This is a genomic window from Nocardia sp. NPDC024068, assembly GCF_040638875.1.
Lineage (GTDB): Bacteria > Actinomycetota > Actinomycetes > Mycobacteriales > Mycobacteriaceae > Nocardia.
Window position 1 is genome coordinate 1 of record NZ_JBEZYU010000045.1, and the last position, 24,936, is coordinate 24,936.

21 protein-coding genes and 1 pseudogene are annotated in these 24,936 nt (G+C 68.1%); 11 read left to right on the plus strand and 11 right to left on the minus strand.

Annotated elements, in window-relative coordinates; translation table 11 throughout:
* Positions 1 to 100 precede the first annotated feature (100 nt).
* The 5 genes and pseudogenes from pgl to tkt form a co-directional block, all read right to left on the minus strand.
* Positions 101 to 829: pseudogene (pgl, locus tag AB0F41_RS24595) on the minus strand (6-phosphogluconolactonase); the annotation flags it as partial.
* Positions 819 to 1,730, minus strand: coding sequence for a glucose-6-phosphate dehydrogenase assembly protein OpcA (gene opcA / locus AB0F41_RS24600; protein ID WP_357427682.1), 912 nt, complete (start codon positions 1,728 to 1,730; stop codon positions 819 to 821). The gene opcA and the pseudogene pgl, both read right to left, overlap by 11 nt.
* Positions 1,727 to 3,301 (minus strand): glucose-6-phosphate dehydrogenase, encoded by a 1,575-nt coding sequence (gene zwf, locus AB0F41_RS24605; protein WP_357427612.1) that lies wholly within the window; start codon positions 3,299 to 3,301, stop codon positions 1,727 to 1,729. The genes opcA and zwf overlap by 4 nt, the downstream gene beginning before the upstream one ends.
* 5 nt (positions 3,302 to 3,306) lie before the next feature.
* Positions 3,307 to 4,440: a transaldolase gene (gene tal, locus AB0F41_RS24610; RefSeq protein WP_357427613.1), complete on the minus strand. Its 1,134-nt coding sequence runs from the start codon at positions 4,438 to 4,440 to the stop codon at positions 3,307 to 3,309.
* Between the two features lie 6 nt (positions 4,441 to 4,446).
* The gene (tkt, locus tag AB0F41_RS24615) at positions 4,447 to 6,588 is read right to left on the minus strand and encodes a transketolase (RefSeq protein WP_357427615.1); all 2,142 of its coding nucleotides are present in this window, start codon (positions 6,586 to 6,588) and stop codon (positions 4,447 to 4,449) included.
* A gap of 325 nt (positions 6,589 to 6,913) precedes the next feature.
* On the opposite strand from tkt, the gene AB0F41_RS24620 reads away from it, so the two are divergent.
* The gene (locus AB0F41_RS24620) at positions 6,914 to 7,903 is read left to right on the plus strand and encodes a heme o synthase (RefSeq protein WP_357427617.1); all 990 of its coding nucleotides are present in this window, start codon (positions 6,914 to 6,916) and stop codon (positions 7,901 to 7,903) included.
* 58 nt (positions 7,904 to 7,961) lie between these two features.
* Here the strand turns inward: AB0F41_RS24620 and AB0F41_RS24625 are convergent, their stop codons facing one another.
* A complete protein-coding gene (locus AB0F41_RS24625; protein WP_357427619.1) occupies positions 7,962 to 9,383 on the minus strand; it encodes an FAD-dependent monooxygenase in 1,422 nt (473 codons plus the stop codon).
* Positions 9,384 to 9,480: 97 nt separating this feature from the next.
* Between AB0F41_RS24625 and AB0F41_RS24630 the strand changes: the two genes are divergently transcribed.
* A complete protein-coding gene (locus AB0F41_RS24630; RefSeq protein WP_357427621.1) occupies positions 9,481 to 10,080 on the plus strand; it encodes a TetR/AcrR family transcriptional regulator in 600 nt (199 codons plus the stop codon).
* Positions 10,081 to 10,117: 37 nt separating this feature from the next.
* Here AB0F41_RS24630 and AB0F41_RS24635 read toward each other — a convergent pair whose 3' ends face one another.
* Entirely contained in the window at positions 10,118 to 11,083 is a 966-nt protein-coding gene (locus AB0F41_RS24635; RefSeq protein WP_357427623.1) for a quinone oxidoreductase, read from the minus strand.
* A gap of 124 nt (positions 11,084 to 11,207) precedes the next feature.
* On the opposite strand from AB0F41_RS24635, the gene AB0F41_RS24640 reads away from it, so the two are divergent.
* Both AB0F41_RS24640 and AB0F41_RS24645 read left to right on the plus strand, forming a co-directional pair.
* Positions 11,208 to 11,558, plus strand: coding sequence for a hypothetical protein (locus tag AB0F41_RS24640; protein WP_357427625.1), 351 nt, complete (start codon positions 11,208 to 11,210; stop codon positions 11,556 to 11,558).
* 153 nt (positions 11,559 to 11,711) lie between these two features.
* Positions 11,712 to 12,944 (plus strand): helix-turn-helix domain-containing protein, encoded by a 1,233-nt coding sequence (locus AB0F41_RS24645; RefSeq protein WP_357427627.1) that lies wholly within the window; start codon positions 11,712 to 11,714, stop codon positions 12,942 to 12,944.
* A gap of 3 nt (positions 12,945 to 12,947) precedes the next feature.
* On the opposite strand, the gene AB0F41_RS24650 is transcribed toward AB0F41_RS24645, so the two are convergent.
* The 4 genes from AB0F41_RS24650 to mptB form a co-directional block, all read right to left on the minus strand.
* A complete protein-coding gene (locus AB0F41_RS24650; protein ID WP_357427629.1) occupies positions 12,948 to 13,922 on the minus strand; it encodes a COX15/CtaA family protein in 975 nt (324 codons plus the stop codon).
* Positions 13,923 to 13,998: 76 nt separating this feature from the next.
* Positions 13,999 to 14,790, minus strand: a complete 792-nt coding sequence (locus AB0F41_RS24655) for an ABC transporter permease (RefSeq protein ID WP_357427631.1) — start codon at positions 14,788 to 14,790, stop codon at positions 13,999 to 14,001.
* Positions 14,791 to 14,854: 64 nt separating this feature from the next.
* Positions 14,855 to 15,787, minus strand: a complete 933-nt coding sequence (locus AB0F41_RS24660; protein WP_357427633.1) for an ABC transporter ATP-binding protein — start codon at positions 15,785 to 15,787, stop codon at positions 14,855 to 14,857.
* Positions 15,784 to 17,442, minus strand: a complete 1,659-nt coding sequence (gene mptB / locus AB0F41_RS24665) for a polyprenol phosphomannose-dependent alpha 1,6 mannosyltransferase MptB (RefSeq protein WP_357427684.1) — start codon at positions 17,440 to 17,442, stop codon at positions 15,784 to 15,786. Before mptB ends, AB0F41_RS24660 begins: the two co-directional genes overlap by 4 nt.
* A 288-nt stretch (positions 17,443 to 17,730) precedes the next feature.
* On the opposite strand from mptB, the gene AB0F41_RS24670 reads away from it, so the two are divergent.
* The 7 genes from AB0F41_RS24670 to AB0F41_RS24700 all read left to right on the plus strand — a co-directional run bounded on the left by AB0F41_RS24670 (position 17,731) and on the right by AB0F41_RS24700 (position 24,262).
* On the plus strand, positions 17,731 to 18,651 hold the full coding sequence (locus tag AB0F41_RS24670; RefSeq protein WP_357427686.1) for a metalloregulator ArsR/SmtB family transcription factor: 921 nt from the start codon (positions 17,731 to 17,733) through the stop codon (positions 18,649 to 18,651).
* Positions 18,648 to 20,084, plus strand: a complete 1,437-nt coding sequence (sufB, locus tag AB0F41_RS24675) for a Fe-S cluster assembly protein SufB (protein ID WP_357427635.1) — start codon at positions 18,648 to 18,650, stop codon at positions 20,082 to 20,084. The genes AB0F41_RS24670 and sufB overlap by 4 nt, the downstream gene beginning before the upstream one ends.
* Before the next feature lie 80 nt (positions 20,085 to 20,164).
* Positions 20,165 to 21,295, plus strand: coding sequence for a Fe-S cluster assembly protein SufD (gene sufD / locus AB0F41_RS24680; RefSeq protein WP_357427688.1), 1,131 nt, complete (start codon positions 20,165 to 20,167; stop codon positions 21,293 to 21,295).
* Positions 21,296 to 21,340: 45 nt separating this feature from the next.
* Positions 21,341 to 22,111, plus strand: a complete 771-nt coding sequence (sufC, locus tag AB0F41_RS24685) for a Fe-S cluster assembly ATPase SufC (protein WP_357427637.1) — start codon at positions 21,341 to 21,343, stop codon at positions 22,109 to 22,111.
* Between the two features lies 1 nt (position 22,112).
* Positions 22,113 to 23,366, plus strand: coding sequence for a cysteine desulfurase (locus AB0F41_RS24690; protein WP_357427639.1), 1,254 nt, complete (start codon positions 22,113 to 22,115; stop codon positions 23,364 to 23,366).
* A gap of 3 nt (positions 23,367 to 23,369) precedes the next feature.
* Complete coding sequence (gene sufU / locus AB0F41_RS24695; protein ID WP_357427641.1) at positions 23,370 to 23,867, plus strand: Fe-S cluster assembly sulfur transfer protein SufU; 498 nt, start codon at positions 23,370 to 23,372, stop codon at positions 23,865 to 23,867.
* Positions 23,864 to 24,262, plus strand: coding sequence for a metal-sulfur cluster assembly factor (locus AB0F41_RS24700; protein WP_357427643.1), 399 nt, complete (start codon positions 23,864 to 23,866; stop codon positions 24,260 to 24,262). Before sufU ends, AB0F41_RS24700 begins: the two co-directional genes overlap by 4 nt.
* The last annotated feature ends 674 nt before the right edge of the window (positions 24,263 to 24,936 follow it).

Sequence of the window (24,936 nt, forward strand, 5' to 3'; positions counted from 1 at the left end):
CTGAACGAGATCCCGGTGACCGCCACGATGCCGTCCGCCGCGCGGCGGGCCTCGATCTTTTCGACGGCGGTCTCCCATTGGCCGAAATCACTGCCCCGGGTGCGGCATCGCGATCGACCAGCCATACGGTGGATTCCGTGCCCCGGGCCCCCGCTGCGGGAACCTTCAGCGGATCGGCGCCGTTGAGCGCCGCGGCCACCGGTTCGGCCTTGTTGGCACCGGAGACCACCAGGACCACCTGCCGGGCCCGGCGGATCGCGGGGTAGGTCAGCGTGACGCGCACCGGCGGCGGTTTGGGGGAGTCGGTTACCGCGACGGCCAGTTCGTGCTGTTCGCCGAGGGTTTCGGTGTGGCCGGGGAACAGCGAGTTGATATGACCGTCCGGACCCATGCCGAGCAGGTGCAGATCGAACGCGCCGTAGGCGGCCAGATGGGCGCGTAGGGCGGTGGCGTATTCGGCGGCGGCTTCGACCGGGTCCGGGTATTCGCCGTCGGACGTGGCCACCGTATGGATACGCGCGGGGTCCACCGGGACGTGATCGAGCAGGGCCCGGTGCGCCTGTAGTTCGTTGCGTTCGGGATCGCCGGCCGGGACGAAACGTTCGTCGCCCCAGAACACGTCCAGCTTCGACCAGTCCAGGGCGCCCGGGTTCGCGCGCACCTTCTCCAGCAGCGTGATACCGGTTCCACCGCCGGTCACCACCACCGAGGCGGTACCCCGATCGGCCTGCGCCGCGGTCAGGGTGTCGACGAAGAGGCGGGCGGCGGCGGTGGTCAGCGCGTCACCGTCGGGGTAGACCTCGACGGTGGTCTCGGAACTAGTGGTCATAGGTCACCCTTTCGATTCCGGCGAGGGCTTCGGCGTAGATCTCGTCGGCGTCCAGCCGGCGCAACTCCTCCGCCAGGCAGTCGCGGGTTTCGCGGCGCGCCAGAGCGATCCGCTGCACAGGGTCGCCGGTGCGGGTGAGGGTCGCGGTGACCCCGGTCTGCGGCCGGGCGATGGAGATCGATACCGACGGGCGCCGCAATTCGACGACGAGGTCTCCGGTCCGGCGGTGTACCGGGCAGCCCAGGCGACCGGCCAGCCAGCCGGCGAGAATATCGAGGGCGGGTTCTTCGCGCAGACCCGAAACGGTCACCGACTCCACCGGTTCGAACGGGGGTTCGTCCATCGCCGCGGCCAGCAGGGCCCGCCAGTAGGTGATCCGGCTCCACGCCAGATCGGAATCACCGGCCGCGTAGGAGTCGTGGCGCCCCTTGATGGTCGCCTGCGGATCCGGGGCGAAGGTGGCGTCGGTGATGCGGCGGTTCGCCAACCGGCCCACCGAATCCTTGGACGGGAAGGCCGGGGCGCCGCGTGGCCACCACGCCACCACCGGAGTATCGGGCAGCAGGAACGGGATGACCACACTGCTCTCGTGGCTCACCAGTTCGCCCTGCAACCGCAGCACGATCACCTCGGCCGCGCCCGCGTCGCCCCCGACCCGGATCTGCGCGTCCAGCCGTGTCGGCGCGAACCGGTCGCCGCGCGCCAGCACGACCACCCGGCAGGGATGTTCGCGGCTGGCGTCATTGGCGGCGTCGATGGCGTCCTCGGCCTCGGAACTGTCCAGGGTGCACACCACCAGCGTCAGCACCCGGCCCATGGTGATCACGCCGTTGCTCTCGCGCAGCTGCACCAGGCGTTTGGTGACCGCGCCGGTGGTGGTGTCGGGGATATCGATGATCACGGACGCCGCCATTCCCGGCCGGTGCGGGCCAGCATCTCGGCGGCCGAATCGGGGCCCCAGGTCCCGGCCTCGTACTGTTCGGGTTTACCGTCGGCGGCCCACTGCGCGAGCACCGGATCCAGGATGCGCCAGGACAATTCGACCTCCGCGTTGACGGGGAACAACGAGGGTTCACCGAGCAGCACGTCCAGGATCAGCCGCTCGTAGGCTTCGGGCGACGATTCGGTGAACGCCTCGCCGTAGCTGAAATCCATGTTCACGTCGCGTACTTCCATCGACGATCCGGGCACCTTCGAACCGAATCGCATGGTGATGCCCTCATCCGGCTGCACCCGGATCACCAGGGCGTTCTCGCCGAGCTCCGCGGTCATCGTCTGGTCGAACGGGAGGTGGGGTGCCCGCTTGAAGATCACGGCGATCTCGGTGACACGCCGGCCCAGCCGTTTACCGGTCCGGAGATAGAACGGCACGCCGGCCCAGCGCCGGGTATCGACCTCGAGGGTCAGCGCGGCATAGGTCTCGGTGCGCGACTGCGGGTCGAAACCCTCCTCGTCCAGCAGGCCCACCACCTCCTGACCGCCCTGCCACCCGGCGGCGTACTGGCCGCGGGCGGTGGTCTCGTCCAGCGGTTCGACCAGTTTGGTGGCGGACAGGACCTTGATCTTCTCCATCTGCAGCTGGCGGGGTTCGAAGCTGATCGGCTCCTCCATCGCGGTCAGCGCGAGCAGTTGCAGCAGATGGTTCTGGATCACATCGCGCGCGGCGCCGATCCCGTCGTAGTATCCGGCCCGGCCGCCCAGGCCGATATCCTCGGCCATCGTGATCTGCACGTGGTCGACGTAGTTCGCGTTCCAGATCGGGTCGAACAACTGGTTGGCGAAACGCAGCGCCAGAATGTTCTGCACCGTCTCCTTGCCGAGATAGTGGTCGATCCGGAACACGGTCTCCTCCGGGAACACCCGGTTCACCAGCGCGTTGAGTTCGCGGGCGCTTTCCAGGTCGTGACCGAAAGGTTTCTCGATCACCACCCGCCGCCAGGGTGCGGGGCCCTGGATATCGGCGGTATTGGTGAGTTTGTGCCGATGCAGCTGATCGAGCACCACGGGGAACGTGTTCGGCGGGATCGACAGGTAGAAGGCGTGATTGCCGCCGGTACCGCGCTCGGTATCCAGGCGGGCGAGGGTGTCGGCGAGCCGGGCGAAGGCCTCGTCGTCCTCGAACGTGCCCTGGACGAAACGAAATCCCTCGGCCAGGTGATCCCACACCTCCTGGCGGAACGGGGTCCGCGCATGCGCCCGCACCGCCTCGTGGACGATCTCGCCGAAATCCCGGTCCGACATCTCCCGTCTGGCGAAACCGACCAGGGCGAAGCCGGGGGGTAGCAGCCCCCGGTTCGCCAGGTCGTAGATGGCCGGCATGAGCTTGCGCCGGGAGAGATCTCCGGTGACACCGAAGATCACCATGCTGCACGGGCCCGCGATACGCGGGATCCGCTTGTCCCGGCTGTCCCGCAGCGGGTTACGCCACGGGGTGCCGGATGCCGTCTGCGTGCTCTCCGGAGCGCCGGCCATGGGCGTCAGTTACCTCCCGCGGACCGCAGTTCGGCCGCGGTGGCCTCCAGCAGTTCCTCCCAGGACTTCTCGAACTTCTCCACGCCCTCGCGTTCGAGCACGACGAACACATCGTCGAGGTCGATACCCGCCGCGCGGAGCTGCTCGAACGCACCGGCCGCGTCGTCGGCGGTACCCGAGACCGTGTCCCCGCGTATCTCGCCGTGATTGGCGACGGCCTCGAGGGTTTTCTCCGGCAGGGTGTTCACCGTGTTCGCGGCGACCAGTTCGGTGACGTAGAGGGTGTCCGGGTAATCCGGGTTCTTCACCCCGGTGGACGCCCACAGCGGCCGCTGCCGGTTCGCGCCGGCGGAGGCCAGATGGTGGTAGGTGGAGGCGTGATCGCCGCCGGAGCCGAAGACGTCGAGGTACTCGGCATAGGCCAGGCGGGCGTTGGCCACGCCCGCCTTTCCGCGTAGCGCGAGGGCCTCGGGGGTGCCGATGGCCTCGAGCCGCTTGTCGATCTCGGTGTCCACCCGGGAGACGAAGAACGAGGCGACCGAATGGATCCTGGCCAGATCGTGGCCGGCCACCCGGGCCTTGCGCAGGCCGTCGAGGTAGGCGCCCATGACCGAGCGGTACCGCTGGACCGAGAAGATCAGCGTGACATTGACGCTGATGCCCTCTTCGATCACCGCGGTGATCGCGGGCAGACCCTCCTCGGTGGCCGGGATCTTGATGAAGAGATTGGGCCGGTCGACGATCTTCCACAGTTCGACCGCCTGGGCGACGGTCTTGTCCGCGTCGAAGGCCAGCCGGGGATCGACCTCGATGGAGACCCGGCCGTCGACTCCGCCGGACTGTTCGAACACCGGGGCCAGCACATCGCAGGCCGCGCGGACGTCGTCGGTGGTGATGGTGCGGATCGCGGCGTCGACATCGGCCCCGCGGGCGGCCAGCTCACGAACCTGCTCGTCGTAGGCGTGGCCCTTGCTGAGGGCCCCTTGGAAGATGGTCGGGTTGGTGGTGACCCCGACGACCCCGCGCGTGGCGATCAGTTCGGCGAGGTTGCCGGAGTTGATCCGATCGCGTGACAGATCATCCAGCCACACCGATACCCCGGCCGCGGCCAGGGCGGCGACGTTCTCGTTCTGTGCCATGAACCCTTATCCCTTCACGTTGTCGAGCGTGCGCTGCGCAGCGGCCACGACAGCCTCCGGCGTGAAGCCGAACTCACGGAACAAGGTCTTGTAATCGGCCGAGGCGCCGAAATGCTCGATCGACACGATCTCGCCCGCGTCGCCGGTGAACCGGTACCACGGCATGGCGATACCGGCTTCGACCACGACCCGGGCGGCTACTGCCGGGGGCAGCACCTCGTCGCGATAGGCCTTGTCCTGCGCGTCGAACCACTCCACGCACGGCATCGAGACCACCCGGGTTCCGATACCCTGCTCCTCCAGCGTAGTGCGCGCGGCCACGGCGAGCTGGAGCTCGGAGCCCGTGCCGACCAGAATCACCTGCGGGACGCCGGTGGAGGCCTCCGCGAGGATGTATCCGCCCTTGGCGACGCCCTCGTAGTTCGTCCCCTCCTGGACCGGCAGGTCCTGGCGGGTCAGGGCCAGTGCGGCCGGCCCCCCGGTGCCCACCGCGTCGCTGGAGACGAACGGCGAATTGTGCTTTCCGCTGTGCTTCTCGATCACGGCGCGCCAGGCGTACACGGTCTCGTTGGCGTCACCGGGACGCACCACCGACAGACCGGGGATGGCGCGCAGCGCGGCCAGATGCTCGATCGGCTGGTGGGTGGGACCGTCCTCGCCCAGCCCGATGGAATCGTGGGTCCAGACATAGGTCACCGGCACCCGCATCAGCGCGGCCAGCCGCACCGCCGGGCGCATGTAATCGCTGAACACCAGGAAGGTGCCGCCGTAGGGCTTGGTGGGCCCGTGCAGGGCGATGCCGTTGAGGATCGACCCCATCGCGTGCTCGCGGACACCGAAGTGCAGCGTGCGGCCGTACGGGCTCGCCTTCCACATTCCGGTGGAGATCGCCTCGGGGCCGAAGCTCAGCGAATCGGGGATGGTGGTGTTGTTGGATTCGGCGAGGTCGGCCGAACCGCCCCACAGTTCCGGCAGCACCGGGCCGACCGCGGCCAGCACCTTGGCCGAGGCCTTCCGGGTCGCCAGGCCCTTGGCGTCGGGCTCCCAGGTGGGGAGGGTATCGATCCAGCCGTCGGGCAGCTGTCCGTTGAAGAGCCGGTCGAAAAGCTTCTTGGCCTCGGGGGCACGCTGGGCCCAGGCATCGAATTCCACGGTCCAATCGGCGTGTACCCGCGCGCCCCGCTCGGCTGCTTTACGGGTGTGCGCGATGACCTCGTCGGCGACCTGGAAGCTCTGTTCGGGGTCGAAGCCGAGGGCGCGTTTGGTGGCGGCGACCTCGTCTGCGCCCAGCGCGGCGCCGTGCGCGCCGCCGGTGTTCATCTTGTTCGGTGCGGGATAGCCGATGATGGTGCGCAGCAGAACCAGCGACGGTTTACCCGTCTCCGCCTTGGCCGCGGCCAGCGCGGCTTCGATGGCCACGACGTCCTCGCCGCCCTCGACGACCTGGACATGCCAGCCGTAGGCCTCGTACCGGGCCGCCACGTCCTCGGTGAAGGCGATGGTGGTGTCGTCCTCGATGGAGATCTTGTTGTCGTCGTAGATCACCACCAGGTTGCCCAGTTGCTGGGTACCCGCCAGCGAGGAGGCCTCGGAGGTGACGCCCTCCTCCATATCGCCGTCGGAGGCGACCACGTAGATGTGATGGTCGAACGGGCTGGCCCCGGTCGCGGCCTCGGGATCGAACAGGCCGCGCTCGCGGCGGGCCGCCATCGCCATACCGACCGCGGAGGCCAGGCCCTGGCCCAGGGGGCCGGTGGTGATCTCGACGCCCTTGGTGTGCCGGTACTCCGGATGTCCGGGGGTCAGTGAGCCCCATTTGCGCAGGGTACGCAGATCGTCGAGTTCCAGTCCGAAGCCGGCCAGGTACAGCTGGATGTAGAGGGTCAGGCTGGAGTGACCGCAGGACAGCACGAACCGGTCGCGGCCGACCCATTCGGGATCGGCGGGGTCGTGGCGCATGGTGCGCTGGAACAGGGTGTAGGCCAGCGGCGCGAGACTCATGGCGGTGCCCGGATGGCCGTTCCCGGCGGTCTGGACCGCATCGGCGGCGAGGACCCGGATGGTGTCGACAGCCTTGGTGTCCAGATCAGTCCAGTCGTCCGGAAGGTTCGGCTGGGTGAGGGCGCGGATGTCGTCTGTCACTGACACGACCGTGTTTCTCCTGACATTTCGAGGCGTCGAAAAATGGCGGGCAGGGGTGGCGAACCGTGCGGCGCGGTGACTGTGGCGCCGCATACACCCCCTACCCTAATTGCGCCCGGCCGCCCCGGGTGCGCGCCCCCCGGCAAGTTCTGTGCGGCCGTGTCGCGGGCCCGGCCGCGAGAAGCGCCGCCGCGCGAGCCCGGCGCGCAAGGGGCGAGCGGGGGAGTGTCCGGGGCGTGGGTCTACCATCGTCTGTAGTAGTAGCCGCGTCGCAGCCGCGCGCTGCTCGTTCCTACAGCCGGATGCGAAGCACAGCGTGCGAGGAGAGATAGTGCGGATCGGTCATGACCCGGGGGTCGGCGGCGCCCACGATTCCGCCCCGGCACCCGCGGACCGCGTCCTCGGCAGCGCGACACTGGCCCGGGTTGCCCGTCGTCCGCTCGCCTATCTCGCGCTCACCAAACCCCGCGTCATCGAACTGCTGCTGGTGGCCACCATCCCGACCATGCTCCTCGCCGACCGCGGTGAGGTCGATATCCGGCTCATCCTGGCCACCCTGTTCGGCGGCTGGATGGGCGCGGCGAGCGCGAACACCCTCAACTGTGTCGCCGACGCCGATATCGACAAGGTGATGAAGCGGACGGCCAAACGTCCGCTGGCCCGCGACGCGGTGCCGACCTCGCACGCCTTCGTCTTCGGTGTCCTGCTGGGCATCGGCTCGTTCGCGTGGCTGTGGTGGCAGGCCAACCTGCTCAGCGGGGCGCTGGTGGTCGCCACCATCCTGTTCTACGTTTTCGTCTACACGCTGGGCCTCAAACGACGCACTTCGCAGAACGTGGTGTGGGGCGGCGCGGCCGGCTGTATGCCGGCCCTGGTCGGCTGGTCGGCCGTCACCGGCACCATCGGCTGGCCGGCGCTGGCACTGTTCGGGGTGATCTTCTTCTGGACGCCGCCGCATACGTGGGCGCTGGCCATGCGGTACAAGGAGGACTATCGCGCCGCCGGTGTGCCCATGCTGCCGGTGGTCGCCACCGAACAGACCGTCACCAAGCAGATCGTGGTCTACACCTGGCTGACCGTGCTGACCACCCTGGCGCTGGTCCCGGCGACCGGGGTGATCTACGCCGCGGTCGCACTGGTCGCCGGAGCCTGGTTCCTGCTGATGGCCCATCAGCTCTACTCCGGGGTGCGGCGCGGCGAATCGGTGAAACCGCTGCGGCTGTTCCTGCAGTCCAACAACTATCTCGCGGTGGTCTTCTGCGGTCTGGCGATCGATTCCGTTCTCGGCTGGACCACGCTGGGCGAGGTCTTCTTCGGCTGACCCCCACCCGGTGGCCCGATGATCACGGCGCGACCGGGTGTTCGTCCGCCGGCCGGTGTCAGGCCACGGAACCGAGGTGGCCGTCCGGGCGCACCAGTACCCGGGTCCCCGCGATCGCGTCGTAGGCGTCGTGCGCGTGCCCGTCCACATCGATCAGAGCAGGCCCGGAGGCCGTCGCGCCGGGCCGCAGCACGCGGTAGGAGTGAGGCGCGGATCCGGCGGGCAGGTCGGCGCCGAAGCACAGCAGTGTCGGGTGTGGGCCGCGGAAGAGGTCGAACAACCGGACCGGACGCCCTTCGGAATCCTGCAACGGCGCGTCCGGCGCGCGATCGCCGGGCGCCACCCGGCGGGTGTCGGCCGGATCGCGGTAGGTGATATCGAGCTGGCGGGTCTCCTCGCCGCGGGCCATGGCGTCTTCCGCACCGTCGGTCAGCTTGCCGAGCAACGCGGTGCTGATCCCGAGGACTCGCGCCGCGACCGCTCGCCGTTCCGGATCATAGGTTTCCAGCGGTTTCTCGTCACCGTTCAACGCGGCGGCGAGTTTCCAGCCCAGGTTGTAGGCGTCCTGGATACCGGTGTTCATACCTTGGCCACCGGTCGGCGGGTGCACGTGCGCGGCGTCACCGGCGAGTAGCACCCGGCCGGAACGGAACTGCCTCGCGAGCCGGATATTGGGACGCCAAACGGTCACCCAGGTGAGGTCGGTGAGTGTGATCTCCCTCGGCCCCGCGTAGCGATCCATGCAGGTCTGCAGTGCCGCGAGTGAGGGTTCGATGTCCTGTTCCACGGGCATGGCGACCTGGAAATGGCGCCCGCCCGGCAGTGGTGACAAGGCAATACCGCGCATCGGACTGTCTGCGGCGGCGAACCAGTAGCCGGAATCGTGATCGAGGGCATCGGCCCGGACGTCGCCGAGCAGCAGGCGCACCGATTCGTCGGTGGTGCCCTCGAACTCGATACCTGCTGTTCTGCGTACCGCGCTACGTCCACCGTCCGCGCCGGCCAGGTAGGCGACCCGCACGGTCTCCGCGCCGCCCGGGCCGGACAGCGCGGCGGTGACACCGGCGTCGTCCTGGTCGAACGACACCAGCGCGGTGCCCGATTCGACCCGGACCCCGAACTCCGCCAGCCGGGCCCGCAGGATCTCCTCGGTCCGCGCCTGGCCGAGGAACCACGGATTCGGATAGGGGACCGCCGGGGTGGGGGCGACGGGTTCGCTCATCCGGGATTCACCGGCGAATTCGCCGTCGAAATAGGCGCGCATCACCGGGGCCGGGGCCCCGGCCGCGTGCACCGCGTCCAGTATGCCCAGGTCGTCGAAGACTTCGAGGGTGCGGGGCTGGATGCCGTCGCCGCGTGATCCGGGACAGAACTCGGTGGCCTTGTCGATGATGCGCACCGCGATATCGCGGCGGGCCAGGTCGATGGCGAGGGTGAGGCCGGTGGGGCCGGCGCCCACGACGAGAACGGATGACGACACGGGAACTCCTGACAGAGATTGAATGAATTTAGATTCAGTGAATCTGTATTCAGTATTCTCCTTGGTAGGTTGCCGTGTCAAGGAGGTGAGGTGGGTGGTGACGAGCCGTCAGGAACGGGCCGAAGAAACGGAGCAGTCGCTCAAAGCCGCCGCCCGGCGCGTATTCGCGGAGCGCGGCTACCTGAACACCAAGATCACCGATATCACCGCGGCGGCGGGCCGGTCGGCGGGATCGTTCTACAACCATTTCTCCGGCAAAGAGGAGTTGCTGCGCGCGCTACTGACCGATTTGAGTGCGGCCGGTGACGAACAGGCCGGTCGGGAGGAGCACAATCCGGATTTCAGTGATCCGTCCGCCGTTCGGTTCCATATCGCCGGCTTCTGGCATTTCGCCCGCGAACACGCCCCGGTGCTGCGGGCGATGGGACAGGCCGCCCTGGTCAACGACGATTTCGCCCGGGAAATGGGTCGATTCGGCGCGGATCAGCGGGTCGATATCGCCGATCACCTGGACGGTCTGCTCGCGAAGGGTCTGACACTGCCCGGCACGGTCGACGCCAGCCTCGCGATGATGTTCTACCTCGTCCAGGCCATCGCGGCCGCGGTCGAGGACGGTGCGCTGGAAGTATCGGACGCCGAGGCCGTGGAGAGTCTCACGCGTTTCGTCTACCGCGGACTCACCGGCCGCGATTACTGAGGGCCGGGGGCCCCGGCCCGGTCGTATCTGCGCCCGGTCAGGGCAGCAGGACGATCGAACCGGTGGTCTTACGGCTCTCCAGATCGCGATGCGCCTGTTCGGCCTCCGCGAGTGGGTAGGTCGCGCCGACCCGGACGGTGAGGGAACCGTCGGCGACGGCCTCGAGGATATCGCCCGCCCGCCATTCGAGTTCGGCCCGATCGCGGGTGTAGTGCGCGATATTGGGCCGAGTGACGAATACGGAACCGGCCGCGTTGAGCCGCTGCAGGTCCACCGGCGGCACCGGACCGCTCGCCGCGCCGAACAGTGCCAGCATGCCGCGCACCCGCAGTGCGGCCAGGCTGGCATCGAAGGTGGCCGCGCCCACACCGTCGTAGACGGCGGCCACGCCTTCGCCGTCGGTGAGTTCGCGGACCCGGTCGGCGAGACCTTCGCCGTAGCGCAGTACCTCCCGGGCTCCGGCGGCGCGGGAGAGGCTTTCCTTCTCGTCGGAGGAGACCGTGGTGATCACCCGGATATCACGGGCCGCGGCCAGCTGGGTGAGCAGCAGCCCCACCCCGCCGGCCCCTGCGTGCACCAGGATGGTCTCGCCCGGTTCGGGTTTGTAGACCGATTCGATCAGATAGTGCGCCGTCATCCCCTGCAGCAGGGCCGACGCGGCCACCGGCGGATCGACATCGCCGGGTACGGTCACCGCGACCGCCGCGTCCACCACGGTGCGCGGCGCGTAACTGTTCGGTCCGGCCGCCCAGGCGATCCGGTCGCCGACGGTGAATCCGGTGACCTCGGAGCCGATTCCGGCGACGATTCCGGTGCCCTCGGAGCCCGGGATATAGGGAACCGGGCGGGGGTAGGTGCCGGTGCGGAAATAGGTGTCGATGTAGTTGACACCGACGGCATCGACATCGACCAGTAGCTGATTCGGCCCGGGCTCCGGTTCGGGAACCTCGGCGAGGGTCAGGACTTCCGGACCACCGTGCCTGTCTACCTGGATGGCGCGCATGGTCCAGTTCTACACCCGCGCCGCCGGTGTGCTCCCGCGGGTCGGCGAGATCCGTCCCGGCCGCGCGGGCCCGAGTGCGGACGGCAGGGTCGGAGCGGCATTACTCGCCGGTAGACTCCGGTCCATGAGTGCTGATACCGCAACCGCCGCCGTTCGCGCACCGAAGACGATCGTCGACTCGGTCCGCACATTCGTCGCCGCGCACGGAGGGTCGGCCGAGGCCGTGCTGCAGCCGGTGGGCCGCCGTGGCGTCCGGATCACGCTGGTGGGGGCCGACGGGGTGCTCGGCGACCGGATGGTGGCCGATACCGCGACCGCGCGGGCCTTGGTCGAGGCAGTGGACGGGCTGACCGCCGCCGAGGGCTGGGAGCGCGAACTGGTATCGCGGACGACGCCGGCCGCCGGTCACTGGGCGAAGATGGCCGGCTGGGTCGCCAAGCAGACCCGGTTCCCGGTGGCGCGCAACGAGAAATAGGCCCCGGATTATGTGATACCTGTGGGTACTCACAGGTCGGGCCCCGGACCTTCAGGTAGCTCGAACAGATTCGTGTACAAAACCTACTGACGAGTAACCGGTTCGCGCTACCGTTGGTGCCTCGAGCGACAGTCCGGGGTAGAAGGAGCCGATATGACGGTCAGTAATCCGACCCGTTCCAGACTTACGATGTCCGGCCGTCCCATTTCGAATCATCTTCGTGATGTTTCGACACTTTCCCGTCAGATGGTCGGGCATTTCGTCGAGCACGTCGCACCGTGCGGGACCCTGCCGGGCGACGCCTTACAGGGCGACGTGACCGCGGTGACGAGGTTGTGTCTCGAACTCACCCTCAGCCGGCTCGACGGACGCGAACTCCCGGAGCGGATCGAACAGATCCGGGAGGCCGCGGCGGAATGGGCGCGGGAGGGTATTCCGATCGATACGATCAATCACGCCATCCACGAGGGATTCAAACTAGGTTTGGACCGGATCATGTCCACGGCCGGCCCGGCGGATTCGGCGCCCCTGGTCGCGACTGCCCGCCGGATGCTGGAAATCCTGGACACCATCACCTCGGAGGTCGCACTGGCCTATGTGGGCGAATACCGCGGGGTCGTCTCCGAACACCACACCGCCGTGCACACCCTGACCTCCGCTCTGCTCGGCGGGCACAGCACGGCCACCATGGCCCGCGAATGCGGTATCGAGATCGCCGCGTCGTATCAGGTGCTGGCCCTGGCGTTGCCGCCGCATCCGGACGAATCGGCGCCACAGGTGGACGGGCGGATCGTCGCGCGGCGCAAACTGCGCCGGGTCCAGGCGGAACTGGCCCGCTGTTGCGGTGAACGGGCGTTGTCGCTGCTCAGCATCGACGGCGGCACGGTCCTGCTGCCCGCGGAGGCGTTTCCCGACGAGGCGCTCGACGGACTGATCGACGGGCTGTCCCGGGTGGCGCAGGTTCCGGTCACCGGCACCGTGGTCACGGCCGCGCCCACCGAGATCCCCGACGCGACGGATCGCGCCCATGAACTTCTCGATACCGTGCAGCGCATCACCGACGGCGGCGGGCTGCACCGCTTCACCGATCTGGCCCTGGAATTCCAGATCACCCGGCCCGGCCCGGCGCGCGAGCACCTCAGCGCCATCCTGGACCCGCTGGACGAGCATCCCGAACTGCTGGAGACATTGCGGCAGCACATCGCCAACAATTTCAACCGGCAGCGGACCGCGCGGCTGATGCATATGCACACGAATACACTCGATTACCGGCTCAAACGGGTGCGGCTGCTGACCGGTTTCGATCCCGCGATTCCCACCGGCCTGTGGTATCTGACCTCCGCGCTGGTAGCCCGGAGCTACACCAGCGGTGCCGGCGGGGTGTGACGCTCAGGCGGGTTGTGTATCCGGTTGCCGGACTCCCGCAGGCAGCGCTTCGCGGGTACGCAGCGAAGCCCACAGCGCGGCGGTGGCCGCGGTGCACAGCGCCGCACCGCCCACATGGATCGCGACCAGGGCCGCGGGTACGTCGGTGAAGTACTGAACCACCCCGACCGATGACTGCGCCAGCACCAGGCCGATCAGGACGAAGTACCGGTCGCGCACCGGTGTGGTGATACCGGTGGCGTACAGGCCGAACCCGAGGCCGATCAGCAGGGCCAGGTAGCCGATGAGCAGTTGCGCGTGCAGATGGACCAGGGTGGTGATCTCGACCTCGAGCCGGGCCACCGGGCGATCGATGCTCTTATCGCCCGCGTGCGGGCCCGCGGCGGTGACCAGGGTGCCGGCCACCAGGACTCCGGCCAGGGCCACCGCGCTGAGCGCGGTGAGCATACGCAGCGGGGCCGGAGCGCGGACGGTCTCCACGCCGTCGTCGGGTGTGGCCACCTTCGAGACCAGCACCGCGGCCAGCCAGACCATGAGCATCGAGGCCAGCAGATGCAGTGCGACGGTCCACCACAGCAGTCCGGTCAGCACGGTGATACCGCCGAGGATCGATTGCAGCACGGTGCCCGCGGGCATCAGCCAGGCGTAGATCAGCACTTCGCGGCGGCGCCGGGCCCGGATGACGGCGAGGACGATGAGCGCCGCGCACAGGGTGACCGCGAAGACGAGCAGTCGGTTACCGAACTCCACGGCCTGATGGATCCCGGGCACTTCCGAGACGCTGACCGGGGTGAAACTACCCGGGAAACACTGCGGCCAGGTCGGGCAGCCCAGCCCGGAGGCGGTGACCCGCACGATCGCGCCGGTGACCGCGATTCCGGCCTGGGTGGCGAGCGCGGCCAGCGCGAGCAGCAGCTGGGTGCGCCGCGAGGGCAGGGGGAGCCGGTCGACGAGTCGCAGGAAGGCGCGAGAGAGCACGTCACGATGGTAGCGGGCGGGCGGGGGGGTGCCCGCCGCCGGTCTACTACGAGGCGTCGTGGCCGGTCTGTCCGGGCTATTCGAACCGGAACCAGCGCACGGCCAGCAGGCCCGCACCGGTACCCCAGAGGGCCAGAACGATCACGCCGAACCAGTCGACGCTCCCGCGCAGCGCGTCCTCCAATGCGACGGCCAACGCACCGGAAGGCACCAGCCGCACCAGCGTGTGCACCACCGACGGCAGTTCCTCGGAGGCGAAGACCACGCTGGCGATACCCAGCATCACGAACCAGAGGATATTGGCCAGCGCCAGCACCACTTCGGCCTTGAGGGTGCCCCCGAGCAGCAGTCCCATCGCGGCGAAGGTCGCGGTACCGAGCGCGATCAGCAAGGCTCCCAGCACGAGGCCCGCCGGGGTCGGCCGCCAGCCCAGGGCCACCCCGATCAGCCCCAGCAGCACGGCCTGCAGGACCACCACCAGCAACACCGCGCCGCTCTTACCGGCGACGATCCCCCAGCGGGGCAGGGGAGTGGCACCCAGGCGTTTGAGCGCGCCGTAGCGCCGATCGAAACCGATGGCGATGGCCTGGCCGGTGAACGCCGTCGACATCACCGCCACCATCATCACCGCGGGCACGATCTTGTCGATCTTGTCCGGGCCCATGTCGCCGAACGGCAGCAACGCCAGTCCGACCAGCAGGGTGATGGGGATGAACATGGTGAGCAGCAATTGCTCGCCGTTGCGTAGCAGCAGCACCAGATCCAGGCGGGTCTGCGCGAGCAGCATGGCGCCGCGGCCGGCGGGACGCGGATCGGGGGCGAAGGTTCCCGGCCCGAAGCGGTTGGCGGTGAGATCGGGTTTGGTCACCGGGCCTCCTCCGAAGCCGGCACATGTGATCCGCCGCGGTCGAGGCGGAGGTGGAGGTATCCCATCATGCGCGCAGATCCCGTCCGGTCAGTTCCAGGAAAACGTCCTCGAGGCGGCGCTGGTCGATGCGGATATCGGTGGCGAGCACGTTCACCCGTGCGCACCAGGCCGTCACCGTGGCCAGCACCTGGGGGTTGATCTCACCTTCCACCAGATACGAGCCGGGGCCGGTCTCCTTGGGGGAGAACCCTTCCGGCAGTGCCCGCTGCAGCAGGGCCAGGTCGAGATTCGGTGGTGCCGCGAAACGCAGCTGGCCGGCCGCGCCGTGCGCGGTCACCTCGGCCGGTGTACCGGAGGCGACGATACGTCCGTGGTCGATGATCACCAGATGGTCGGCCAATTCCTCGGCCTCGTCCATGAGATGAGTCGTGAGCAGCACGCTGACACCGTCGCGGCGGAGCGCGTCGATCAATTCCCACACCAGGATCCGGGCCTGGGCGTCCATCCCCGCGGTGGGTTCGTCCAGGAAGACGATTTCCGGCCGGCCGACCAGGGCGCATGCCAGCGACAGTCGCTGTTGCTGTCCGCCGGAGAGCCGCCGATAAGGTGTGCGGCGGCTGTCGGCCATACCCAGCACGCCGAGCAGCCATTCGGGGTCGAGCGGGTCGGCCGAGTAGGAGGCGACCAGGTCGAGCATTTCGCCCGCCCGGGCTCCCGGATAGGCGCCGCCCCCTTGAAGCATCACGCCGATACGGGGCCGCAGCCGCTCGGAATCGGCGATCGGATCCAGCCCGAGTACCCGCACGGTGCCGGCGTCGGGCCGGACGAAGCCTTCGCACATCTCCACCGTGGTGGTCTTACCGGCGCCGTTCGGCCCGAGCAGGGCGAACACCTGCGCAGGTTCGATGGTGAAATCGATACCGTCCACCGCGGTCGTCTCGCCGTAGCGTTTGGCGACGTGGTCCACCTGGACGGCGGGTACCCGGGAAGCGGTCACGAGGTCACACCGTAAGCCTCGGCCTGCTGTGACGGGGGCGACACCCCCTGCTGTGCGCGCCACGGCAGGGCGTTGCGGGTGACCACGATGAACAGCACCGAGACGATCACCGTGGCCACCGCCGACCCGACGATCTGGAACACCTCGAGATCGGCGCCGCGGGGCATCAGGATCACACTGACCACCGCGGAGATACCGATGGCGGGCCCGCGGAACACCGGCCGGGTGGCCCACGCGGCCAGCGGCACGATCGCCCAGAGCAGGTACCAGGGCTGCACCACCGGGAAAAGCAGCACGATCGCGCCCAGTGAGACCCCGAGCGCGCCGACCGGGTGGATCCGGCCGGTCCAGGTCGCCACCAGCATGCGCACGGTGATGACCCCCGCGACCACCGCGGCGATCGGCCGGGTGATGCTGAGCAATGCGGTGGTGTGATCGCCGAGACCGAGCAGGACGCCGCCGAATCCGGTGACGATGCCCAGCGCCGTGGGCAGCGACATCCAGCTGCGCACGGCGCTGGCGGTATTGAGGGTGTTCAGCCATCCGAAGCCGAGTCCGCTCGCCGTGCTGATCACCAGGGTCGTCAGAATCGCGATCACTCCGAGCAACCCCGCGGCCGCGAGTATCGGCCGCAGGCCGGGCCCCCAGCGCCGGGCCAGGGCCATACCCGCGAATCCGAGAGCGATGATCGAGGTGACCTTCACCGACGCGGAGAGGCTGATCGTCACCGCCCCCGCGATCAGCAGGGCCCACCCGCGCCCGTCCAGTGGCGGTGGACCGCCGTCGCCGGCCACTCCGTGGATGGCTCGCAGCATGAACTCGAGGCCGGCCAGCATCAGGCCCAGCATGAGGGCGTCGTTGTGCACCCCGCCGACGAGATGGAACAGCACCAGCGGATTCGCCACCCCCAGCCACAGCGCGCTGACCGGCGCCACCCCGCAGCGCACGGACAGGCGCGGCAGCGCCCAGACGATGAGCGCGACACCGGCGAGTGCGAGCAGCCGATGCACCCAGACCCCGGCCAGAATGTTCTCCCCGGTGACCTGGGCGATCCCGTGGCCGATCCAGAGGAACAGCGGTCCGTAGGGCGCCGGTGTCTCCCGCCAGATGTTGGGAACGTTGTTCGTCAGCACATTGTCGATACCGAGGCCCGCGACGGGACCCTCCAGGTAGGGGTCGATTCCCCGCGCCGCGATCTCACTCTGCGCCAGATAGGAGTACACATCGTTGCTGAACATCGGCGGTGCGACGCAGAGCGGGATGATCCAGAGCAGCAGGGTGCGGTCCAATTGGCGCCGGGTGAGCCGGTGCCGGGGCGTGCCGCCGAGCCCGCCGACGGCGAAACGGCCCAGCAGCAGCCAGGCCAGAACGACGGTCGCTGTGCCCACCATGCACATGGCCAGGGAACCGGTGTGGGCACGGGCGAAGATTCCCAGTACCCGCATTCCGGAGGTGGGGTTCTGATGGACCGGTTGCGCGCCGATCCCGAGCGCGCTGATCGCCATGAGAACGGTCCCGGTGGCGCCCATCAGCCGGATCCGGTCCAGTTGCGCGCGTTCGCGCCGATCCAGCCCGGGCACTTCGGATTCGTCGCTGTGCAGGACCGCGATGGTGTGCTCCGGGGCCGGAACATCCAGTCCGAGGGCGCGCCGCACCAGTCCCAGTGCCCGCTGCCCGCGCGACGCCGATGCGCCCGGGGCGCCTGCCTGTCCTGCCACGGTCACCGAGACTAGTTCGCCGCAGGTGTAGTTGGCGCCCGGTGGTGGCATAAGGGATATCGACGGCCGCCGATGGTGGCCGGGCCGAGCCGGAGAGCTGCGTACTGCACCGGAGTGAAGCACATCACTCCACGAATTCCGCGGGACCCGGGAGCAGGGGGCTTGTTCGCCGGAGCAGGCGATTTCCGCGGATGACCGGGAAACCGGCCGGTCGCGGTGACCCACCTGGTCAGGGCACCCTTATTAGATTTCGGGAACGAATTCCGCCACACTGATGTTGTGAAAACTGTGGGTTTGCCGAACGTGGACGAAAGGTCTGGTCACCGAGCCGGTGCCGGGTCCGTCGGCGTGCCCGTGACCGGCGGGGAGGGTCATACCCGGGCGGCGATCGTCCGCATGCTGCTCGAGGAGGGTCCGATCACCGCGACCGCGATCGGCAGTGCGCTGGGTCTGGCTCCGGCCGGGGTCCGCCGCCATCTGGACGCGCTCATCGAATCGGGCCAGGCTCGGGCGGGACGTTCCGCGCCGTGGCAGCAGAAGGGCCGCGGCCGTCCGGCCAAGCAGTACCAGCTCACCGCGGCCGGGCGCAGCATGCTCGGCCACGCCTACGACGATCTGGCGGGTGCGGCCATCCGGCAGTTACGGGAGGTCGGTGGCGAAGAAGCCGTCACCGCCTTCGCGCGGCAGCGGGCCCGGACGCTGGTCGACGGGATCGAGGCCCTGCCGGCCCAGCGCGGTGAGCCCTCGGCTGTGCCCGCCGCGGACCCGGACGATACCGTTCGGTCCGAAACGGTGGCCAAGGCCGACGAGATCGCCACGGCGCTGTCGGACGCCGGATTCGCCGCGACCACCCGCCGGGTGGGCGCGGGCGTGCAGATCTGTCAGCATCACTGCCCGGTCTCGCACGTGGCCGAGGAATTCCCCGAGCTGTGCGAAGCGGAGCTCGAGGTCTTCCGGGAAGTGCTCGGCACCCATGTGCAGCGGCTGGCGACCATCGCCAACGGCGACTGCGCCTGCACCACCCATGTACCGCTCACCGTGCTCCCGACCCCGGAGTCCGGTACCCAACCGAACAACGCTTCCCGCACCACCGCTGTGCAGCCCGCAGCGGACGTAACGAACGACTCCGGAAGGAGCGCCGAATGACGACCACCACAGACCAGGTGCCACCGCTGACCCAAGAGGAGACCATCGCCTCACTGGGTAAGTACGGCTACGGCTGGGCCGACTCTGATGTGGCGGGAGCCAGTGCGCAGCGTGGCCTGTCCGAAGAGGTCGTTCGCGATATCTCGGACAAGAAGAACGAATCGACCTGGATGCTGGAGAACCGCCTCAAGGCGTTGCGGATCTTCGATCGCAAGCCCATGCCGAACTGGGGTTCCAACCTGGAGGGCATCGACTTCGACAACATCAAGTACTTCGTGCGCTCCACCGAGAAGCAGGCCGCCAGCTGGGAGGACCTGCCCGAGGACATCAAGAACACCTACGACAAGCTGGGCATCCCGGAGGCGGAGAAGCAGCGGCTGGTCTCGGGTGTGGCCGCACAGTACGAGAGCGAAGTCGTCTACCACCAGATCCGTGAGGATCTGGAAGAGCAGGGCGTCATCTTCCTCGACACCGATACGGCGTTGAAGGAGCACCCGGAGATCTTCCGCGAGTACTTCGGCACGGTCATCCCCGCCGGGGACAACAAGTTCTCCGCGCTGAACACCGCGGTGTGGTCGGGCGGCTCCTTCATCTATGTGCCGCCGGGTGTGCACGTGGACATCCCGCTGCAGGCCTACTTCCGGATCAACACCGAGAACATGGGTCAGTTCGAGCGCACCCTGATCATCGTCGACGAGGGCGCCTACGTGCACTACGTCGAGGGCTGCACCGCGCCGATCTACCAGTCGGATTCGCTGCATTCGGCCGTGGTCGAGATCATCGTGAAGAAGGGCGGCCGCTGCCGCTACACCACCATCCAGAACTGGTCGAACAACGTCTACAACCTGGTCACCAAGCGGGCCAAGGCAGAGGCGGGCGCGACCATGGAGTGGATCGACGGCAATATCGGCTCCAAGGTCACCATGAAATACCCCGCCGTGTGGATGACCGGTGAGCACGCCAAGGGCGAGGTTCTGTCGGTGGCGTTCGCGGGCGAGGGGCAGCATCAGGACACCGGCGCCAAGATGGTGCACCTGGCCCCGCACACCTCCTCGACCATCGTGTCCAAATCGGTGGCGCGCGGCGGCGGCCGTGCCTCCTACCGTGGCCTGGTCCAGGTGAACAAGGGCGCGCACGGCTCCAGGTCGACGGTGAAATGCGATGCGCTGCTGGTCGACACCATCAGCCGCTCCGATACCTACCCCTACGTCGATATCCGCGAGGACGACGTGACCATGGGACACGAGGCCACCGTCTCGAAGGTGTCGGAGGACCAGCTGTTCTACCTCATGAGCCGCGGGATGACCGAGGACGAGGCGATGGCGATGGTGGTGCGCGGCTTCGTCGAGCCCATCGCCAAGGAACTCCCGATGGAGTACGCGCTCGAACTCAACCGCCTGATCGAACTGCAAATGGAAGGAGCCGTCGGCTAGTGAGCGGGCTTACGAGCGAACAGAAGAGCGCGGCCGCCGGGTCCACTGTCGCCGCGGCCGCGGAGGCCCGTACCCCGGCGCTGAACAAGGGCGAGGTCTTCACCTCGTTCGATGTGAACGCCTTCGAGATCCCCTCCGGTAAGGACGAGGCGTGGCGGTTCACCCCGCTGCGCCGGCTGCGCGGCCTGCACAACGGCACCGCCACCGCTGATGGGCAGGCCGGTGTCGAGGTCGAGCAGGTCACCGGCGTCACCGTCGAGACGGTGGGCCGCGACGATCCTCGCCTGGGCGAGGGCGGAACCCCCGCCGACCGGGTCGCCGCCCAGGCGTACTCCGGGTTCGAACAGGCGACGGTGATCTCGGTGGGCAAGGAGACCGAGGTCGCCGAACCGGTCGTGGTACGGATAACCGGACCGGGTGAGGGGAAGACCGCCTACGGTCACCTGCAGGTGCGGCTGGCCGCGTTCGCCGTCGCCACCGTGGTGATCGATCAACGCGGTCGCGGAACCTACGCCGAGAACCTCGAGTTCGTCCTCGGCGACAGCGCCAAGCTGACCGTCGTGGCGGTGCAGGACTGGGACGACGACGTGGTGCACGCCACCGCCCACTACGCCACCCTGGGCCGCGACGCGGTGCTGCGGCATACCGCGGTCACCCTCGGCGGCGATCTGGTCCGGCTCACCGCCAATGTCCGCTACGCGGGACCGGGCGGCGACGCCGAACTGCTCGGGTTGTATTTCGCCGACGCCGGCCAGCATTTCGAACAGCGGCTGCTGGTCGATCACGCGGTGCCGCACTGCAAATCGAACGTGCTGTACAAGGGCGCGCTCCAGGGCGATCCCGATTCGCACAAGGGCGACGCTCGCACGGTCTGGGTCGGCGATGTGCTGATCCGGGCCGCCGCCGAGGGAACCGACACGTTCGAGATCAACCGCAACCTGATTCTCACCGACGGCGCCCGCGCCGATTCGGTGCCGAACCTGGAGATCGAGACCGGCGAGATCGTCGGCGCCGGGCACGCGTCGGCGACCGGCCGGTTCGATGATGAGCAGCTGTTCTATCTGCGCGCCCGTGGTATCCCGGAAGACGCCGCCCGCCGCCTGGTGGTGCGCGGTTTCTTCCACGAGATCATCCAGAAGATCGCGGTCCGCGAGATCGCCGAGCGGCTGGAGTCGGCCATCGAGGCCGAACTCGCCGCCATCGGCGCCTGACCGAATCGCCCCGCTTCCCAGCCCACCGAAGGAATCCATCACGCTATGACCACCCTCGAAATCAAGGACCTGCACGCCGAGGTCGCCACTCCGGACGGGGAGACCGTCAAGATCCTCAACGGAGTGGACCTCACCGTGAAATCCGGCGAGACGCACGCCATCATGGGCCCCAACGGCTCCGGCAAGTCGACGCTGTCCTACGCCATCGCCGGACATCCCAAGTACACCGTCACCTCGGGCTCGATCACGCTCGACGGTGAGGACGTGCTGGCGATGTCGGTGGACGAGCGGGCCCGCGCCGGCCTGTTCCTGGCGATGCAGTACCCCGTCGAGGTGCCGGGTGTCTCCACGTCCAACTTCCTGCGTACCGCGGCCACTGCGGTCCGCGGCGAGGCGCCCAAGCTGCGGCACTGGGTCAAGGAGGTGAAGGAGTCGATGAACGAACTCGATATCGACGCCGCCTTCGCCGAGCGCAGCGTGAACGAGGGTTTCTCCGGTGGTGAGAAGAAGCGGCACGAGATCCTGCAGCTGGGTCTGCTCAAGCCGAAGATCGCCATCCTCGACGAAACCGACTCCGGGCTGGATGTCGACGCGCTGCGGATCGTCTCCGAGGGCGTCAACCGGTACCGGGAGCGTGAGAACGGCGGGATCCTGCTGATCACCCACTACACCCGGATCCTGCGCTATATCCAGCCGCAGTTCGTGCACGTCTTCGTGAGCGGCCGGATCGTCGCCGAGGGCGGACCCGAACTCGCCGAAGAACTCGACGCCAACGGCTATGTGAAATTCACCCAGACGGCCGGAGCCGGAGCCTGAGATGACCGCGACCCTTCCCGCCTTCGACGTCGCCCGGATCCGGGCCGACTTCCCGATCCTGAACCGTACGGTCCGGGACGGGAAGCCGCTGGTGTACCTGGATTCCGGGGCCACCTCGCAGCGGCCGCTGGCGGTGCTGGACGCCGAACGTGAATTCCTGACCGAGCGGAATTCGGCCGTGCACCGCGGCGCGCATCAGCTGGCCGAGGAGGCCACCGACGCCTATGAGGATGCCCGCGCCGAAATCGCCCGGTTCGTCGGTGTCGCCTCCGACGAGATCGTGTTCACCAAGAACGCCACCGAATCGCTGAACCTGGTGACCTACGCTTTCGCCGACGACCGGTTTCCGTATCACCTGGGTCCGGGCGACGAGATCGTGATCACCGAACTGGAGCATCACGCGAATCTGGTGCCGTGGCAGGAACTCGCCCGCCGTACCGGTGCGACGTTGCGGTGGTACGGGGTCACCGACGACGGCCGCATCGATCTGGATTCGCTCGACCTCTCACCGGCCACCAAGGTCGTGGCGTTCACCCACCAGTCCAATGTGACCGGAGCGGTGGCACCGGTGCTGGAGCTGGTGGGCCGGGCCCGGGCCGTGGGCGCGCTGGTGGTGCTGGACGCCTGCCAGTCGGTGCCGCACGCCGCGGTCGATTTCCGGGCGCTGGACGTGGATTTCGCCGCGTTCTCCGGGCACAAGATGCTGGGCCCGTCCGGCGTCGGCGTGCTGTACGGGAAGCGGTCCCTGCTCGAGGAGGTTCCGCCCTTCATCACCGGCGGTTCCATGATCGAGACGGTGACCATGGAGAAGACCACCTTCGCCGCCCCGCCGCAGCGGTTCGAGGCCGGGGTGCCGATGACCTCACAGGTCGTCGGGCTCGGCGCCGCGGTGCGGTACCTGCGGGGTATCGGGATGGACGCGGTGGCCGCGCACGAGCATATGCTGGTCGATGCGGCGCTCGCCGGGCTGAGCGGTGTTCCGGGCATCCGGATCCTCGGGCCGACCGAGAACGTGGACCGCGGCGGCGCGGTGTCGTTCGTCGCCGAGGGGATCCACGCCCACGATCTGGGGCAGATCCTGGACGACGAGGGCGTCGCGATCCGGGTCGGTCACCATTGCGCCTGGCCGTTGCATCGCCGCTTCGGTATCGCCGCGACCGCGCGGGCCTCGTTCGCCCTGTACAACACCGTGGACGAGGTGGACGAACTGGTCGCCGCGGTGCGGAAGGCCCAGAGCTTCTTCGGGGTTGCCTAGAACATGCGCATGGAGCAGATGTACCAGGAAGTGATCCTGGATCACTACAAGCATCCGCACAACCGCGGCCTCCGGGAGCCGTTCGGCGCGGAAGTGCACCACGTGAACCCCACCTGCGGGGACGAGGTGACGCTGCGGGTCCGCCTCGGCGGAAACGGCGCCGTCGAGGATGTGTCCTACGACGGGCAGGGTTGTTCCATCAGCCAGGCATCGATCTCGGTGCTGACCGATCAGGTGATCGGCCTGCCGCTTTCCGAAGCGCTGGGTGTGGTCGATTCGTTCAACGAGATGATCGGCAGCCGGGGTACCGTCGAGGGTGACGAGGACATCATCGGCGACGGGATCGCCTTTGCCGGTGTCGCGAAATATCCGGCCCGGGTCAAATGCGCGCTACTGGGCTGGATGGCTTTCAAGGATGCCGTCTTCCGGATCGACGGTGCGGCCGACGCCGTGGCCGCGGCATCCGATACCGAGCGAGCACGGAACGGGGAAACACCATGACCGATACTTCCGCTACCGAGACCACACCGGTGACCGCGCCGGCCGACGCGGTACCCGGCGAGACCGAACTCTCGGCCGAGGAACTCGCGCAGCTGGCCGATCTCGAGGAGGCGATGCGTGATGTCGTCGACCCCGAACTCGGTATCAACGTGGTCGACCTGGGCCTGGTGTACGGGATGCGGGTCGAGGAGACCACCGCGGTCCTGGATATGACCCTGACCTCGGCGGCCTGCCCGCTGACCGATGTGATCGAGGATCAGTCGCGGAACGCGCTGGTGCGCAGCGGCCTGGTCGACGATCTGAAGATCAACTGGGTCTGGATGCCGCCGTGGGGTCCGGACAAGATCACCGAAGACGGCCGGGAACAATTGCGGGCCCTCGGTTTCACGGTCTAGCGGCCGGCCCGGGCGGGCCGGTCATTCAATTCGCGACGGCGACCACTCGGTCGCCGTCGCTTTTTGGTCTATACCCGAATTGGTCCGGGGCGGGAGTGGTAACCGGACCGATGGTATGGACCGGCAGGCTCCTTACGGTGAAACGGTCGTATTTCTTCCCGGTAATCGCGGTGCTTCGCCGGATTACCCGGATATTCGGGTTTCTCGGCAGTGGGGACCGGTTCATTTGCCCCATTGTTGGATTTCGGGAGCGGGTGGACCCGGTAAGCCGTGGGGTCGCAACAGTATTCGACCCTCCTAAATATCAACTTTTCCGTCCCACCGCCAATCACCGACCGCCCGGTCCGTTTTCGGTCCTCCGTCGCTGGTGATAGGGGATGCGCTCGCGATGTGCAGTGTGGCACTCCCGGATGCATGTGCATGCGGAGCCGGGTGCCGCCCGCGTGATCTTCACCGTCGCAATGCCTTTCCGCATTACACGAGGTCGCGGCACTATCACGGATCGGTGACAATCGATTATCGGCCGTTATTGAGAGAGTTCACGACAATGCTGCTACTGTGATCGGGTCGTCGGGTTCCGGGCCATCGGAGGATGTGCTCCGATGGGCAGCGATCGGCCGAATGACTTGTCCCTTGGTTACTTTCGAGTAGCCGAAAGTAACCAAGGGATATGT

What these genes read in the sequence shown, in the direction of transcription:
- tal (WP_357427613.1), bottom strand. Translation starts at nt 4,440, where the DNA reads ATGGCACAGAACGAGAACGTCGCCGCCCTGGCCGCGGCCGGGGTATCG.
- sufU (WP_357427641.1), top strand. Translation starts at nt 23,370, where the DNA reads ATGCGCATGGAGCAGATGTACCAGGAAGTGATCCTGGATCACTACAAG.
- AB0F41_RS24700 (WP_357427643.1), top strand. Translation starts at nt 23,864, where the DNA reads ATGACCGATACTTCCGCTACCGAGACCACACCGGTGACCGCGCCGGCC.
- AB0F41_RS24635 (WP_357427623.1), bottom strand. Translation starts at nt 11,083, where the DNA reads ATGCGCGCCATCCAGGTAGACAGGCACGGTGGTCCGGAAGTCCTGACC.
- zwf (WP_357427612.1), bottom strand. Translation starts at nt 3,301, where the DNA reads ATGGCCGGCGCTCCGGAGAGCACGCAGACGGCATCCGGCACCCCGTGG.
- sufC (WP_357427637.1), top strand. Translation starts at nt 21,341, where the DNA reads ATGACCACCCTCGAAATCAAGGACCTGCACGCCGAGGTCGCCACTCCG.
- sufB (WP_357427635.1), top strand. Translation starts at nt 18,648, where the DNA reads ATGACGACCACCACAGACCAGGTGCCACCGCTGACCCAAGAGGAGACC.
- AB0F41_RS24690 (WP_357427639.1), top strand. Translation starts at nt 22,113, where the DNA reads ATGACCGCGACCCTTCCCGCCTTCGACGTCGCCCGGATCCGGGCCGAC.
- AB0F41_RS24640 (WP_357427625.1), top strand. Translation starts at nt 11,208, where the DNA reads ATGAGTGCTGATACCGCAACCGCCGCCGTTCGCGCACCGAAGACGATC.
- AB0F41_RS24645 (WP_357427627.1), top strand. Translation starts at nt 11,712, where the DNA reads ATGACGGTCAGTAATCCGACCCGTTCCAGACTTACGATGTCCGGCCGT.